The sequence below is a fragment of the Mucilaginibacter sp. R-33 genome, assembly GCF_049949235.1.
Classification (GTDB): domain Bacteria; phylum Bacteroidota; class Bacteroidia; order Sphingobacteriales; family Sphingobacteriaceae; genus Mucilaginibacter.
In genome coordinates this window covers 810,803-825,996 of sequence record NZ_CP188089.1, presented here as the reverse complement: position 1 = coordinate 825,996, position 15,194 = coordinate 810,803, and the positions used below count along the sequence as shown (strand labels likewise).

The following is a 15,194-nucleotide window of genomic DNA, read 5'->3' as shown; positions in this document are numbered from 1 at the left end:
AACATTTTAAACCCTGATTATAACAATGAAAAAGAAATATATATCCAACTCGCAGGAATCGGTGCGAATGTTTAAGAGCGACTTTTTAGAAGGCTTATCAAAGGTACACTATACCGTACCTCTATATATTTTTGTACCTGTTATTGGATATTGCAGCTATAAATTCTTTGACCTGGGATTGGATGTATTAACATATCTTGGCCTGTTTATTTTCGGCCTCTTCATCTGGACCATCACCGAATACATCATGCACCGTTTTGTTTTCCACTATCAGCCAAGCGAAAAACTGGAATGGGCACAACGTCTGCATTTTATCATGCATGGCGTGCATCATGATTATCCGAGCGATGCCAAACGTTTGGTATTGCCCCCGTCATTAAGCATTCCGCTGGCTACAGGCTTTTTCTTTTTGTTTAAATGGTTATTGCCTGTAAACTACATCTGGGGCTTTTTTCCGGGCTTTATTTTGGGCTACCTGTTTTATGACATATCGCACTATGCCATGCACCATTTTAATTTTAAAAGCGGCTTGTTCAAAAAAATAAAACAACACCATATGCTGCACCACTACCAGGATCCTGAAAAAGGCTATGGTGTGAGTTCACCTTTCTGGGATAAAATTTTCCGTTCAGATTTCTTAAAAAAACAGCAATGACCAATGCCAATACAGGCGTAACAGTAAATATCCGGTCGATAATTATTGTTTCACTGCTTTCCATTGCTTACCTGGCGTTTTCAACTTTCCTTATTGGTTATAAACCAGATGAGCTTACGCTGGTAGTTATTTTCAATGTGTTATTCTATGCATCGGCAATAACCCGCAAGTTTATATTAGGCTTCACTATTTTCATAGTGTACTGGATTGTTTTTGATTACATGAAGGCCTTCCCCAATTATAATTACAACCCCGTACATATTGCCGAGCTCTATAATGCAGAGAAACACCTGTTCGGCATTCATTTTAACGGCAAACTGCTTACACCCAATGAATACTGGCTGGCCAACAGCAACACTTTTATTGATGTGTTATCGGGCTTATTCTATTTATGCTGGATCCCTGTGCCGCTGGGTTTTGCTGCTTACCTGTTCTTCAAAAACAAAAAACAGTTCCTCAATTTTTCGTTAACGTTTGTTTTGGTGAATATCCTGGGCTTTATAGTTTACTACGCATACCCTGCCGCACCACCCTGGTTTGTTCAATATCACGGGTTTCATTTTATTCCGTTAACCATGGGCAATACCGCCGGGCTGGCCAGGTTTGACGCCTATTTTCATGCCGGGGTTTTTAAAGGGATTTATACAAAAGGATCAAACGTGTTTGCTGCCATGCCGTCGCTGCATTCGTCATACCCGGTTATAGTGCTTTACTACGGCTTAAAAAACAAGCTGGGACTTGCTAATATCTTTTTTGCGGTGGTAACCGTTGGTATCTGGTTTACGGCGGTATATGCAAGCCACCATTACGTGCTTGACGTGTTAGCCGGCATTACTTGCGCGGCATTAGGTATTACCTTATACAATGTACTATTAAAAAAATTCGCGGGTTTGCAGTCTGCTTTAAATAAATACCAAAGGGTAATCTCGTAGTGTAACATCTTGCTTACACAATTAGCGGATTGTTAGCGTTTACTACAAATTATCATTATATTAAATATAAGCAAAAAATACTAAAACTTTATCAATATTCCCCGAAATACATTATCAATTTTTAACGTTCCACCAACCTCCCTTTAACACCGCGGACGCATTTTTGCCTTAACTAAAAATGTTAAAATGTTAAGGATAAACAAAGTTTTTTTTAAAAAGTTGTGCCTTTTGGGCATATTCAATTTATTTTTAATAACGGTTGGTATGGCACAAACCAATTTGGCCGGTATTTCAGGGAAGGTTTCCGGCCCGAATGGTGAAGCTTTGCCAAATGCTACCATTACCGTTAAAAATGAGTCGACCGGGTTTGTAATCAAAGCTACAACCAATTCTAAAGGAACATTTCTGTTAAAGGAGCTTCCGCTGGGTGCACCTTATAGCATAACAGCAGAAATTATGGGCATGACTGCGCAAAGACAAACCGGTTATGCTTTAAATCAGAGCGACTTGCTACAGGTTACGTTTGTAATGACAGAAAAGATCCAGGAACTCAATGTTGTTGAAGTAAGAACTACCACAACCCGTAACAGGATCGAAAACATTGGCTCATCCACCGCTGTTACAGCTAAAGATATAGCCAAGTTACCGGTAAACGGTCGTAATTTCACATCCCTGGCCGATTTATCTCCATTGAGCGCGGGAAGCAGCTTAAGCGGGCAGCTGGGGTCAGCTACAAATTATACCATTGATGGCATGGCGGCACGCAGTACTATAGCCGGTGGCCAACCAACCGGTGCTTACTCTATTTCGCTTGAGGCTGTAAGGGAATTTCAGGTAGTTACCAATCAATATGATGTTACTTATGGCAACGCCGGCGGCGGTACAATAAGTACGGTAACCAAATCAGGAACTAACGTATTATCAGGGAGCGCTTTCACTTATGCACGTGCAAATTGGCTATCCAGTCCATTTGGATTAAATGGATTAAAACGTAACCAGTCGTTTTCTACTTATCAATATGGTTTTTCATTAGGAGGTCCTATTGTTAAAGATAAAGCGCAATTCTTTATTGCCTGGGATCATCAGGCAGATTCAAGGCCACTTTATATTGCCAATATCCAATCTGCAGATGACGAAAAACGAAACAATGTAACCCAGGCCACATTAGATAACTTTTTGAGTATAGCAAGGGCTAAATATGGAGTTGCCAATACCCGACAGTTTGGTCAGTTTGATAAATTTAAAAATACTCACGCCGCTTTTGCACGTATCGACTGGCAAATTAATTCCAAAAATTTGTTCACTATCAGAGATAATTTCATCTACGACCTGGATAACCAATCCGACGGTGATAATACTGCCATAAACATCTACGAGGTTTACAGCACGCGCAAAAGTTTAAATAACAGTGTAATGGCCTCATTGCGTAGTATATTCAGTCCTAATTTAACCAACGAACTGAAAGTGCAGCACTACTGGGAATACAATAAGATGTTTGCAAACAGCCAGTTACCTGCCGATAATATTCCCCGCGCTATTGTGCAGAATATTTCTTCGCTTGCAGCGGATGGTTCTACCTATTCTACCGCTATACAGTTGGGAGGGCAACGTTACGGCGGCGACTATTTTAACAATAATGTAGCACAGCTAACCGACAACTTGTACTGGACCAAAGGCAAATATAACTTTACATTTGGTGGAGGGTTAACTTTTACCAATCAAAATTCTATTTACGGCAGCGAAACAAATGGACGTTTTTACTTTACAGGCTTAACTAATTTCAATAACCTTACACCCTATCGCTTTGCAAGGGATATTTATACCTCATCAAACCGGAACATTAAATTTAACATACTTGCACCTAATGCTTACGCACAGGTACAAACTATGTTGTTTCCGGGTTTTGAAGTAACCGCCGGGGTACGTATTGATTATACCGATTACCTTGACCAGGCAAATTTCAATCCTACGGTTTATAAAACTTTAGGCTTAAATACATCTAACAAACTGGCTACGCTACAAATTCAACCGCGTTTGCAAACCACCTGGGATGTAGGGCAAAATGGTAAAGACATTGTCAGGTTAGGTGGTGGCATTTTAGGTTCGGCATTGAACCCTTATTCTATGATAAACAATATGCTGTTTGATGGCTCACACATTTTAAGTGTTGATCTTAACGGCAGCCAAGTGCCTACCCCTAACTTTCCGGCTTACCGCAAGGACCCTGCAACAGCACCAGGACAGGATTTACTTAATAACCCCGCCATACCCAAGCTTGCTACTATTAATATGAATGGCAAGGATGCTAAAGTGCCAACGGTTTACAAAGCCAACTTGTCTTATTCTCACTTCTTTGCTCAAAACTTCAGGGTTACAGCATCCGGCTACTTAAGTTTAGGTCGCAACAACTATACTTATCTGGATAAAAACATGGTTGATCAGCCGTACTTCCGTATTGCTGCCGAAGATAACAGAGGTGTATATGTTCCGGCAAATACAATAAACGCGTCAAATGGTTCGGCAGACTGGACACAAGGCAGAAAAACAACTGAAGTAGGCAGGGTATTGGAATTAGAAAGCAAGGGCAGAGTTAACCAGATGGCTTTTGTTATTGATGCCGACTACAAATATTATAAACAGGGCGAAATCTCCGTTTCTTATACATGGAATCAAACTAAAGACAATACATCATACAACGGAAACGTTGCTAATACGGCTACGCTTGTACAGTACGTAAAAGATGATCCGCGTAACCTGGGCGGAATGAATTATTCTGATAACCAATTCAGGAATAAGATTGTTGCTTACGGAAGTTCGCCAACCTTTCATGGCTTTAGCGCAGGCTTGCGATTTTCGGGGATAAGCGGCACCAGGTATTCTTTATTGGTGAACGGTAACGTGAACGGCGATTTTGTGGCCAGTAACGATCTGGCTTACATTTACGATCCGAATGCAGCGTCAACACCTCAATACATAAAAGACGGGATCAATGCGATACTGAACAACCCTAAGGTAGAGCAAAGCGCCAAAAATTACATAGTTAAAAGTTTCGGAAAAATTGCTGAACGTAATGGAGGAGTAAACCCGTTTTATGGCGTATTTGATTTACGGTTGATTAAAAGGGTTACGCTATTTAAAAAACAGTATTTTGAAATATCTGTCGACTTATTTAACGTGGCCAATTTATTGAATAAAGAATGGGGCGTTAACCATAACCTGGGTGCAACTCCTATTTATACGATTAAAAGCTTCGACCCTGTTAAAAAACAATACGCATACGCGGTTAACACAAATGCAGGGGTATCCAATTTAAGCGGCAACCCTTACCAGTTTCAGATAGGCTTAAGATATGGTTTTTAATTATCAACCCTAATTAACAACAATAGTTAAAACCTTGTAAACCTTTACGGGCTCTGCTTTGAATAGCATAGGATTTTAATGGAATAACGCTTTGCGATTGGCAACTTTTGACCTTTAAAATCCTTGCTATTGTAAATACCCATTTGTGCAAAATCTCTTTTTCTATACAACTTTATGTATTAAAGCAGGCAGTGTGGAAAACGCGCAAACATTTGTTAATTAATATTTCCAGGGCTATCCTCCTGAAAAACAGCCCATACAATTCAAAAACAAACAAAAAGCCAAGCGACTTTCACAAACACCTATGGCGGTGACTTAAACGGGCACGCTATTTGCCTAATTATAAGCAGATTATTGTATTTTGGAGTAATCTGCTATATGAAGAGACTTATTACCTTACTTTTTATTCTGACAGCCACGCTTAAATTATCCGCACACACCAGTGAGCTTGATAGTCTTAAGCAAAAATTACAGGTTACCAGCGACTCGTTAAAAGGCCCTATTTATACCCAAATAGCTGCCCATTATTTAGGATACGATACCGTATCAACCCGGCGAATGAAATACTATTTCCAAACTGAGGCGCTTAATTACACTATGCTCGCCCTGCATAGCTATTCAACTTATAACGATACTTTAGGCTTGCGTACAAGCTTTAACGCGCTTGCAAAGGTTTACCGCTCACAGCGTAAATTCAGCCAGGCCAAATGGTTCATTTTGCAATCGAACACCATATCGAGGCAAAGGAAGGATACCCTTAATATTATCAGCTCGCTTATAGAGCTTGCAGCCATTAAAAGCGACATCAAAGACTATAAACTCAGTATGAAGGACCTGAACGATGCTTTAACCCTATCGCTTAAAACCCACGATCCAAAAAAAGAATCGATAGTGCAGGTAGGTTATGCCGAATTGTACCGAAAAATGAACGATTATGATAAAGCTGCGGTAGCTATTAAACGCCATGAATTTTTGGACGATAGTCTTAACCAGGTTACAGTCGACAGCATTGCCAAGGTAGCTGCTGCCGATTCGATCAAGATCAAAAAACAGGATTCGGTGATAGCCAAAAAAAAAGTATTTACCAAAAACTCCAGGCGCAGGCCAATGCTAAGATACGCCAGGCACATAACGTCATTGTCGTTCTCATCGGCACCACTCTTGTTCTCGTCGTTGTAGCCATCATTATCATTTACAGGCGGAAGAAAACCGGTCGCTGGCGTTCAGCTATCAGGCGGCCTAAACAATAATTTAAACCACAGGCGTTTAAAATTGTCAAAGCACTAAGATGAAAAAATTGATAGTATTATTTGCTGCATTATTCTGGTTTGCGAATGCCTACAGCCAAAGCAGCAAACAATTCAGGACCGAGTTTTTAAACAGCATTAATGCTACACGCCAGAAAGGCTGCAATTGCGGCAGCAAATATTTCCCGCCGGCCCCTCCCCTTACCTGGAATAATGATTTGGAAGATGCAGCCATAGGCCACGCTAAAGACATGGCCCGCAAAAGCTATTTTAGTCACGACAGTAAAGATGGTCGCAGCATGGAAGACCGCATTGTATACGCCGGTTATAAATTTAAAGGCTTCAAAAGTTTTGCCATAGGCGAAAACATAGCACAGGGCCAGCAAAGTATTGCCGAAGTAATGGCCGGATGGTTTAAAAGCGAAGGCCACTGCCGGAACCTCATGAACCCGGACTTTAAGGAAGTTGGTGTGGCTGAATATAAAACCTACTGGGTACAGGATTTCGGTGGCAGAACCTCATTTTCGGCTCAGCAACAAAAGCTTATTAAATCAGGGAGATACAGATTAATACAGGAAAAGCCGGTGGAAGGGCATTGATTTTTGTCTGAACCGGGATTTTTAGGATTAAAGGATTGCCCGGGCTTATCTATCCGCTCGCAAATCAAATCCTATAAATGGTGAATCCCCCTTTGCCGTTGTTGGAGTTGTCTCCAACAACCTTATTTGCCGGCCTCCGTTTTTGGTTTCTGCTCCCTTGGGCCGCGTTTGTAGATAATGAGGCCATTCAGGAAATTACGCAGGATCTGGTCTCCACAGGGTTTAAAGTTGGGATGGTCATCAGCACGGAATATGGCGCCTATTTCGGCTTTGGTGATCCTGAAATTAACCAATGCCAAAACCTTGATAATATCATCATCAGTAAATTTCATAGCCACCCGCAGCTTTTTCATGATATCGTTATTGCTCATTATATCTTTCTTTTTAACAAAATTACCTCGAAATTTCCATCTTCACCTTTTTACCTTTAATTTTTTCGGCTTTTACCTGCCTTACCACCTCCTCAATCTTATCCCGTTTTATAGCTGCATATGATGAGTAATCAAGCACTTCTATCAGGCCAAGATCGTCTTTGGCCAGTCCGCCTTTTTTAAGTAGCAGGCCTACTATATCCACCTTGTTTACCTTATCCTTTTTTCCGGCGGCTATATATAAAGTAACCCAGGGGGAAGCCGGTGGAAAGATCAGCTTTTCGGGTAGTTCTTCAATCTCAGGCAGTTGTTTTAAGTATGGCAACTTTTCATCGGGTGTTAGCATCAGGTATGATGTGCCTTTAGCGTTCATACGTGCCGTGCGACCGTTACGATGTAAAAAAGCCTCCTCATTGTGCGGCAGCTGGTAATGTACCACATATTCTATCTCCGGGATATCCAGCCCACGTGAGGCCAGATCGGTGGTGATCAATAAACGGTGACTTCCGTTCCTGAATTTTAACAGGGCACGCTCACGGTCATCCTGTTCCATACCGCCGTGAAAAACATCGTGCTCCAACCCCTTGTACCAAAGCAACTCGCTGATCCTGTCAACCGCCTCACGGTGATTACAAAACACAAGGGTTGCTTTATTACCAATTTTACAGATCAGGGCAAAAAGTGCATCCAGTTTATCGGCAGCTTCGGATATCACCGCTTTTTGTTTAATATCCGGCGCCGAGGTAACATTACTTAAAAAGTTCACTTCAACAGGTTTAGCAATCCCTGTAAAATCCGGGATCTCACTCATTTTTGTAGCCGAAGTCAATATCCGCTTTTTTACAACGGGCAACTGCCTGATGATATAAGCCATATCCTCCTGGAAACCGAACTCAAGCGCTTTATCAAACTCATCGAGAATGAGCGTACGTACAGTATCAGTACTAAAATTTTCTTCACGCAAATGAAAGGCAATCCTCCCCGGCGTGCCAACCAAAACTGCAGGCGGATGCGACAGGTTATTACGTTCGATTTTTACGGCATGGCCGCCATAACAGCAATTGATCTTGAAGCCCGTACCCATCGATTTCCAAACCTGTTCAATTTGCAAAGCAAGCTCACGCGATGGCACCAGGATCATTATCTGTACAGTAGCAATGCCCGCATCAATCAGGTTAAGTAAAGGCAATAAAAAACCAAGTGTTTTGCCCGAACCGGTAGGCGATAAAAGAATTACATCACCTTTTTTTGCGGCGCTAAGAGCGGCAAGCTGCATGGGGTTAAGGGCAGTTATGCCAAGGTTACTCAGTGCCTGATCGATCATGATTTACTTTGTTGAGGCGCAAAGATACTGTAAAAATCCGGAGGACTATTTATTTGCGCGGATTAAGCGCCGCCAGCAGGTTTAAGCACCCATGCTTACAAAAAAACCGGAGGATGAACACTTCCGGTTTTTTAATATTCAAGAACTTATCACCAATGCATTTTGCGGGAGCGGCTCAAAAAAACTATCCGGCAACTTCAGTTTTGAAGTTATGTTTGATAAACCTCGCAATCTTTTTGGCATCACGATGGCTCAAATTGCCCATACAGGTATATTCCCATTCGTGCATATGATCATCAAAAACAATATCGCCTAAATCTGCTTCTCCCTCACTTAAACTAAATACACCGGTTGCATAAGCATGCGTACCGGGTATAAGCTGGTGTACTGCTTTAATACTGATCCGGCGTATACCGTCCTCGGTATCCAGATCAAAAACCACCGACTTTTTCATGTATTTAACTACAATATTAACCCGATTTTGTTTACCTGATTTTCTTAGAAGCTGTTTAAAAACGAATAAAATAAATGTTTTTTGTAGAGACGTATCACATACGTCTCCCGTAGGACAAGCCGCGTTCAAGAGACGAGCATGCATAAATTGCATAGGGGGAGACGCATGTGATGCGTCTCTACATTTGGCAATTATCGTTTTTAAATAGCTTCTTAAAGGTTAACACAATTACCAGCCCATGATTTTCATTACCCTATCAAATTCGGGTTGAAGCGCGGCTTCTATTGTTATCTCTTCGCCGGTTATGGGGTGTGTAAAACTCAACTGCGATGCATGAAGCAACATCGTGGTCATTTCCCATTGTTCCCAAAATAGCTTGTTTTGTTTGTTACAACCGTGGGTACGGTCGCCGATAATGGGATGAAAAATATGGCTCATGTGCTTGCGAAGCTGATGCATGCGGCCTGTTGTGGGTACGGCCTCAACCAATGAGTATCTTGAAGTAGCATGTTTGCCAAAAGCGATATTGAGCTCAGCCCTTTTTAGGGTTGTGTAGGTTGTGAACGCGTCCTGCAGGGTGCCGTTTTCCTTCCGCAATGGATAGTCTATATCTTCCATGTCCGGCGTATGGCCGCGCACAACTGCCAGATATTTTTTACCTACCCGGTTTTCCATAAAAGCCTTTTGCATAGCTATTTCAACTTCTTTTTTAAATGCAAAAAGCAGGATCCCACCGGTTTTACGATCTATACGATGAACAGGGTTAACTTTCATGCCGATTTGATCGCGGAGCAATTGCAGGGCAAATTCTGAAGCGTCGGCTGCGATTGATGAACGGTGTACCAGCAACCCGTGCGGCTTGTTGATGGCTATCAGGTACTCGTCGCGGTATATGATCTCTAACATTGGCATAATTAAAAGGCCGCTTCGGATAAATTAAAAAAATCTGATTTTTAAGTAAAAGCCACTCAATCACTGAGTCACCCCAAATCCAGGCTCAGACATCAACGTAATCACAAATAAATCAACGGCCGGCTTTGCTCCAGGCCTGCTGCTCAACAGGCGTTAAAAAGGTCCAGGCCATAATACGGCTTACTTTTTGCCCTTGCGACATGTTGATAGTTTGCACATCTTTAACACCTTCTTTTTGCAGGGCATTGTATAAAACACGAAGGTTCTCTTTTTTAGATACCAGCGTTGTGAACCATAAAACCTGTTTCTCAAACGGTTTACTTTGTGCAGCCATCAGCTTCAGGAAGGCGGCTTCGCCGCCGGGGTACCAGAGCTCGGTGTTTTGGCCTCCGAAGTTAAGTATAGGCTGTTTATCCTTTCTTAAACCCAGGTTATCCCATTTACGGGCCGAACCGGCAGCAGCCTCTTTGGCCGAAGCGTGGAACGGAGGGTTACAAAGGGTAAGGTCAAATAACTCACCGGGTTTAATGATCCCCTTAAAAATATCGGCCTTTTTGCTTTGCTGCCTTAGCTCAACTGCAACCTTTAGGTGGCTGTTTTGCTCAACAATACGTTGTGCCGATGCCATAGCCTCCAGGTCAAGTTCGAATCCAACAAAATTCCAGCCATATTCTTTAAAGCCCACTATGGGATAAACAAGGTTAGCTCCCGTTCCTATATCAAGCACCTGTACTTTCCGGCCTTTGCGTACAACACCCTCATTAACAGAAGCAAGCAGATCGGCAGCATAATGAATGTAATCGGCACGACCTGGTATCGGCGGGCATAAAAACCCTTCAGGAATATCCCAATGATTTATACCATAGTGATGCTGCAGCAATGCCTTGTTAAGCATTTTTACCGCTTCGGGATTGGCAAAATTGATAGTTAAATTATCATACTCATTGGTACGCACAAATTGCCTTAAAGCGGGCGTGGCTTTTATCAATGCTTTAAAATCATACCCTTCGCGGTGTTTATTACGCGGGTGCATATTGGTTTTAGCCTCGGGCTGATTGGATTCTTGTGCTGACAATGGAATAGTATTTTTAGTTTATGATTAACCCACAATGCCATTCAGATAGGCAGGCGAATAATTGATAGATTTTAACGTTTTATGATCAGATGTACGGTACACCAGATACAAACCATCTATCGCTTTATAATATGCTTCTGTATTAGCAGTAGCTTTATAGTGTTCGATGGTTTTTTCGGCTTCTTCTATTGTTTTACAGGCTTTGCTCATGTTTGAGCGGTGTACCTCGTCAAACAATTCTTTAAACTTTGAGCCCAAACCAAATTCAAGTATCGCTCCTGATAATACGTATTGCAGATCGCAAAGGGCATCAGCTACTTCAACCATGTTATTATCATTAACGGCCTGCTGCAACTCTTTTAATTCTTCGGCAATCAGTTCGATACGCAGATCGCAGCGTGCTTTTGACGGTATTGCAGGTTTTTCAATTATAGGATGTTTAAAAGTGGCATGAAATTCGGCTACCTGGGTTAATGCACTTAAATCTTTAATCATGTTGTTTTAGGACGATAAATAAACGGCTAAGTTAAGAATTAACCCGAAGGCTTTCAAAAAATTAGTATAGGCCGTATTAGGCTAAGCGTTATAAAACAAAAAATAAATAAAGTAACAACATTTAATAGCACTGATTATCAATTAATAAAAAGTTAACATAAATAGTGACTGTTAACATAAACATAATATTAAAACCACATTATATTAACCTAACTTTGCGCCGCGCAGAAAAAACTGTGCTTCACCCGATCTCTAATCCATTCACATGAAAAACATAAAAGATAAAGCCGCTACTAAACAAGCCCGTAAAGCTCTTAAGAAACAATTAAAAGAAAAATTAGTTATCCAGATTGAAACCCTGGTAAGTGAATTTGGCCCTGATGCCAGTAAAGCTAAAAAAGCTATCGACAAAGCTGCAAAAAACCTGGCAAAAATATTAGCGGCTAAATTAAGTCCAGAAGTACATGCTGCTCCCGCTGAACACAAAGTAAAAAAAGAGAAGAAAACAACTGAAGCAGCGTCGATTACTCCCGCAAAAGCACCGAGCAAAACAACAAAAGATACCGAGCCTGAAAAAGCCGTTTAATTAAAAAATTAAACAACAAAAAGACGTTCAATCATTTTTTTTTAAATCCAAAAAAGCCAATTGTTAAGGATTAAAGCCTTTAAACAATTGGCTTTTTTTATTACTTCAACAATTCGACATAAAAAAATAACAAAAGGCTAATATTTTTCACCACCAATCACCTAAAACAGCAAATTACAAGTGCAAATCTTCCAATAAAATTGATTTTATATTGAAAACTATTCAATAATTATTAACTTACATTAAAATTAACATTATTTCAATAGCCACAACTTCCGTTTTATGAAGAAAATTTTACTATTTACCCTCATTTTGCTAACCATAACTCCCCTATTGGCATTAGCACAAAAGAAAACTATAACCGGAATCGTTACCGATGCGGCAAGCAATGCACCTATGCCCGGAGTATCGGTACATATAAAAGGCAGCAACTTAGGTACAAGCACCAACACAAAAGGGATATACACTATTTCGGCGGCAACAATTGATGAACTGATTATAAGCTATACTGGCTATAAAACCATAACAGTCGCCATTAACGGGCGTACTAAAATTGATATTACCCTGGTTAGTGATATAGCCCAATTAAATGAAGTAGTATTAATAGGTACACGATCTGCCGGGCGGGTAAAACTTGAAACGGCGGTTCCTGTTGATATTGTTAATGTGGGTAAAGCGGCATCAGTAACCGGTCGTATGGATATCACCGACATCCTTAACTACTCGGCCCCGTCATTTAACTATAATAAACAATCCGGTTCCGATGGTGCCGACCACGTTGAATTGGGTACATTACGCGGCTTAGGCCCCGATCAAACCCTGGTTTTAGTAAATGGCAAACGCCGCCACTCCACTGCTTTCGTTTCTGTGTTTGGCACCCGTGGCCGCGGTAACTCGGGTGTCGATCTGAGTTCTATCCCAACGGCATCTATCGACAGGATCGAGATCCTTCGCGACGGCGCTTCGGCCCAGTATGGCTCTGATGCTATTGCGGGTGTTATCAACCTTGTTTTAAAGAAAACCACTGGTGTGTTTAATGCCAACGTTGGTTATTCTGGTTACTATGATCCTGCCTTTAACAGTGGTAAAAGTGTTGTATCATCTCAATATCCTCACGGCGGCGCTATTGATGGCAATGGTATCACTATTGATGCCAACTATGGTTTAGCACTCGGCAAAAACGGCGGTTTCATCAACTTTACGGGCGACTATGCCAAAAACGGCAAAACCTTTCGCCAAACGCATGATACCACAACCTCAAACCCTAAAGCACTGCCCATAAACCCTTACAGGCGTGCCAATGGCGATGGATCAGCCGAAAGCGGTACTTTCTTTTTCAACCACGAATCGCCGCTTGCAGGCACCCGTACAACTTTATACAGTTTTGGCGGTTATAGCTATAAGGCATCTGACGATTATGCTTTTACCCGTAATTTCTCCGGTCGCCCCGAACGTTTCCCCACCGACAACAGCGGCAATATGATCCCGGTGAGCGGTATCATTTTTAACACCCCAGACGGCGAATCATATTACAATCCCATTATCCGTACAGATAATACAGACCTTGCCATTGCCTTAGGCGCAAAAGGCACCCTGGGCGACGCCTGGGACTGGGATTTGAGCAATAATATTGGTAACAATAAGTTCCACTTTTTTGGCTATAAAACATTTAATGCTTCTTTGGGTGCGGATAAAACCAATTTTGACGATGGCGGATCGGAGTTTTTACAAAACACCAGTAACCTGAACATCAACAAACATTTTGGCAATATAATGCAGGGCCTTAACCTTGGTTTTGGCGGCGAATACCGTTACGAGCGCTATAAGATCTTTTCGGGTGAAGAAGGATCGTACAAAAATTACGACCCCACCGGCGTAAAGGCGGCAGGCTCACAGGGCTTCCCCGGCTATCAGCCCGGTGATGTGGTAAATGCCCACCGTTCGGTAGAAGGTGTATATGTTGATCTTGAAGGCGATATCACCAAACAATGGCTGGTTGATTTTGCCAACCGATATGAGCATTACAGCGATTTTGGCTCAAACTTTAATACCAAACTGGCTACACGCTATAAAATCACCGATAATTTTAACATCCGCGGTTCATTAGGTACCGGCTTCCGCGCACCTTCATTACAACAGATCAATTACAGTTCAACTTTTACCAACGTACAGGGCACTGTGATATCTGAAGTTAAAATAGCCCCTAACTACAGCCCCATCACCAAAGCAGCAGGCATCCCTAACCTTAAGCAGGAAAAATCAAAGAATGCCGGTTTGGGTTTTACCTTTAAGCCACTGCCTGAGTTAAGCTTTACTGTTGATGGATACTATATTAAAGTTACCGACCGCGTTGTGCTTTCCGGCCAGTTCAGTGCCGATGACGAAACCCTCGACCCTACATTTACCAATGCCCTGAAAAACCTGCACGTAAGCTCTGCCCAGTTTTTTGCCAATGCTGTAAACACTACCAATAAAGGGTTGGACGTAGTTATTGACTACAACAAAACCATTGGCGCCAACAGGTTCAGGGTACTTTTTACAGGCAATTTCCAAACCATGAAAATTGACAAGGTAAACTACCCGCCTATACTTGGTACTACCCCTGCATTGCGCGAAACATTTTTGAGCGAGCGTGAAAAGAAATTTATCCTGGCATCGGCGCCACCTCAAAAGCTTAGCTTAAACCCTGAGTACGGACGTAAAAACTTTACTGTAGGCACCCGCTTTACTTACTTTGGCAAAGTTGTGATTGATGGCTATGGCGATGGCTCAACCCTTACCCCTACTGTACCAACCGATGATGGTTCGGCCCAACTGCCCGATCAGTACATATACAGCGGTAAAGTTGTAAGCGACCTGTATTTCGCTTATAAAGTGGCGAAATCGGTTCGCATATCCATAGGCGCCGACAATATTTTTAACGTACACCCCGATCTGGCATATGTAAAAGGCGCTAAAGGATGGGCATATAATAACGAACCATCGGGCCCGTTTGATGCCGTACAGATGGGCCAAAATGGCCGCCGCTTTTTTGCCCGGGTAGGCTTTACATTTTAAATAATTAACTGAAAAACTATTAACTGACTGATTCGATACAGGTCGCCCCGATTGTGGGGCGACCTTTTTTATTTTAGAGGAGATTCATAAATATTGATAGCTCTGTAACTTTATCCGCCGATAAAAC

13 protein-coding genes are annotated in these 15,194 nt (G+C 41.9%); 7 read left to right on the top strand and 6 right to left on the bottom strand.

Features of this window, described 5'->3' with window-relative positions; all coding sequences use genetic code 11:
* Positions 1–25: 25 nt before the first annotated feature.
* From ACP26M_RS03625 to ACP26M_RS03605, 5 genes are all read left to right on the top strand, one after another.
* Positions 26–655 (top strand): sterol desaturase family protein, encoded by a 630-nt coding sequence (locus ACP26M_RS03625; RefSeq protein ID WP_426586261.1) that lies wholly within the window; start codon positions 26–28, stop codon positions 653–655.
* Positions 652–1,587 (top strand): phosphatase PAP2 family protein, encoded by a 936-nt coding sequence (locus ACP26M_RS03620; RefSeq protein ID WP_426586259.1) that lies wholly within the window; start codon positions 652–654, stop codon positions 1,585–1,587. Before ACP26M_RS03625 ends, ACP26M_RS03620 begins: the two co-directional genes overlap by 4 nt.
* A gap of 264 nt (positions 1,588–1,851) precedes the next feature.
* Positions 1,852–4,947 (top strand): carboxypeptidase regulatory-like domain-containing protein, encoded by a 3,096-nt coding sequence (locus ACP26M_RS03615; protein WP_426586257.1) that lies wholly within the window; start codon positions 1,852–1,854, stop codon positions 4,945–4,947.
* A gap of 378 nt (positions 4,948–5,325) precedes the next feature.
* A complete protein-coding gene (locus ACP26M_RS03610; protein ID WP_426586255.1) occupies positions 5,326–6,126 on the top strand; it encodes a hypothetical protein in 801 nt (266 codons plus the stop codon).
* 109 nt (positions 6,127–6,235) lie between these two features.
* Entirely contained in the window at positions 6,236–6,793 is a 558-nt protein-coding gene (locus ACP26M_RS03605) for a CAP domain-containing protein (protein ID WP_321558069.1), read from the top strand.
* A gap of 122 nt (positions 6,794–6,915) precedes the next feature.
* Here the strand turns inward: ACP26M_RS03605 and ACP26M_RS03600 are convergent, their stop codons facing one another.
* From ACP26M_RS03600 to ACP26M_RS03575, 6 genes are all read right to left on the bottom strand, one after another.
* A complete protein-coding gene (locus tag ACP26M_RS03600) occupies positions 6,916–7,164 on the bottom strand; it encodes a DUF1456 family protein (protein ID WP_426586253.1) in 249 nt (82 codons plus the stop codon).
* A gap of 22 nt (positions 7,165–7,186) precedes the next feature.
* Positions 7,187–8,488, bottom strand: coding sequence for a DEAD/DEAH box helicase (locus tag ACP26M_RS03595; RefSeq protein ID WP_426586251.1), 1,302 nt, complete (start codon positions 8,486–8,488; stop codon positions 7,187–7,189).
* A 184-nt stretch (positions 8,489–8,672) separates the two neighbouring features.
* Positions 8,673–8,942, bottom strand: coding sequence for a hypothetical protein (locus tag ACP26M_RS03590; protein ID WP_426586249.1), 270 nt, complete (start codon positions 8,940–8,942; stop codon positions 8,673–8,675).
* Positions 8,943–9,170: 228 nt separating this feature from the next.
* Positions 9,171–9,848 carry a pseudouridine synthase gene (locus ACP26M_RS03585; RefSeq protein ID WP_426586247.1) on the bottom strand — a complete coding sequence of 226 codons (678 nt, stop codon included), beginning with the start codon at positions 9,846–9,848 and terminating at the stop codon, positions 9,171–9,173.
* A 118-nt stretch (positions 9,849–9,966) separates the two neighbouring features.
* A complete protein-coding gene (gene rlmF, locus ACP26M_RS03580) occupies positions 9,967–10,929 on the bottom strand; it encodes a 23S rRNA (adenine(1618)-N(6))-methyltransferase RlmF (protein ID WP_426586245.1) in 963 nt (320 codons plus the stop codon).
* 24 nt (positions 10,930–10,953) lie between these two features.
* Complete coding sequence (locus tag ACP26M_RS03575) at positions 10,954–11,424, bottom strand: hypothetical protein (RefSeq protein ID WP_426586243.1); 471 nt, start codon at positions 11,422–11,424, stop codon at positions 10,954–10,956.
* A gap of 265 nt (positions 11,425–11,689) precedes the next feature.
* Between ACP26M_RS03575 and ACP26M_RS03570 the strand changes: the two genes are divergently transcribed.
* The gene (locus tag ACP26M_RS03570; protein ID WP_426586241.1) at positions 11,690–12,010 is read left to right on the top strand and encodes a hypothetical protein; all 321 of its coding nucleotides are present in this window, start codon (positions 11,690–11,692) and stop codon (positions 12,008–12,010) included.
* A 282-nt stretch (positions 12,011–12,292) separates the two neighbouring features.
* Positions 12,293–15,067 carry a TonB-dependent receptor gene (locus ACP26M_RS03565; protein ID WP_426586239.1) on the top strand — a complete coding sequence of 925 codons (2,775 nt, stop codon included), beginning with the start codon at positions 12,293–12,295 and terminating at the stop codon, positions 15,065–15,067.
* Positions 15,068–15,194 lie beyond the last annotated feature (127 nt).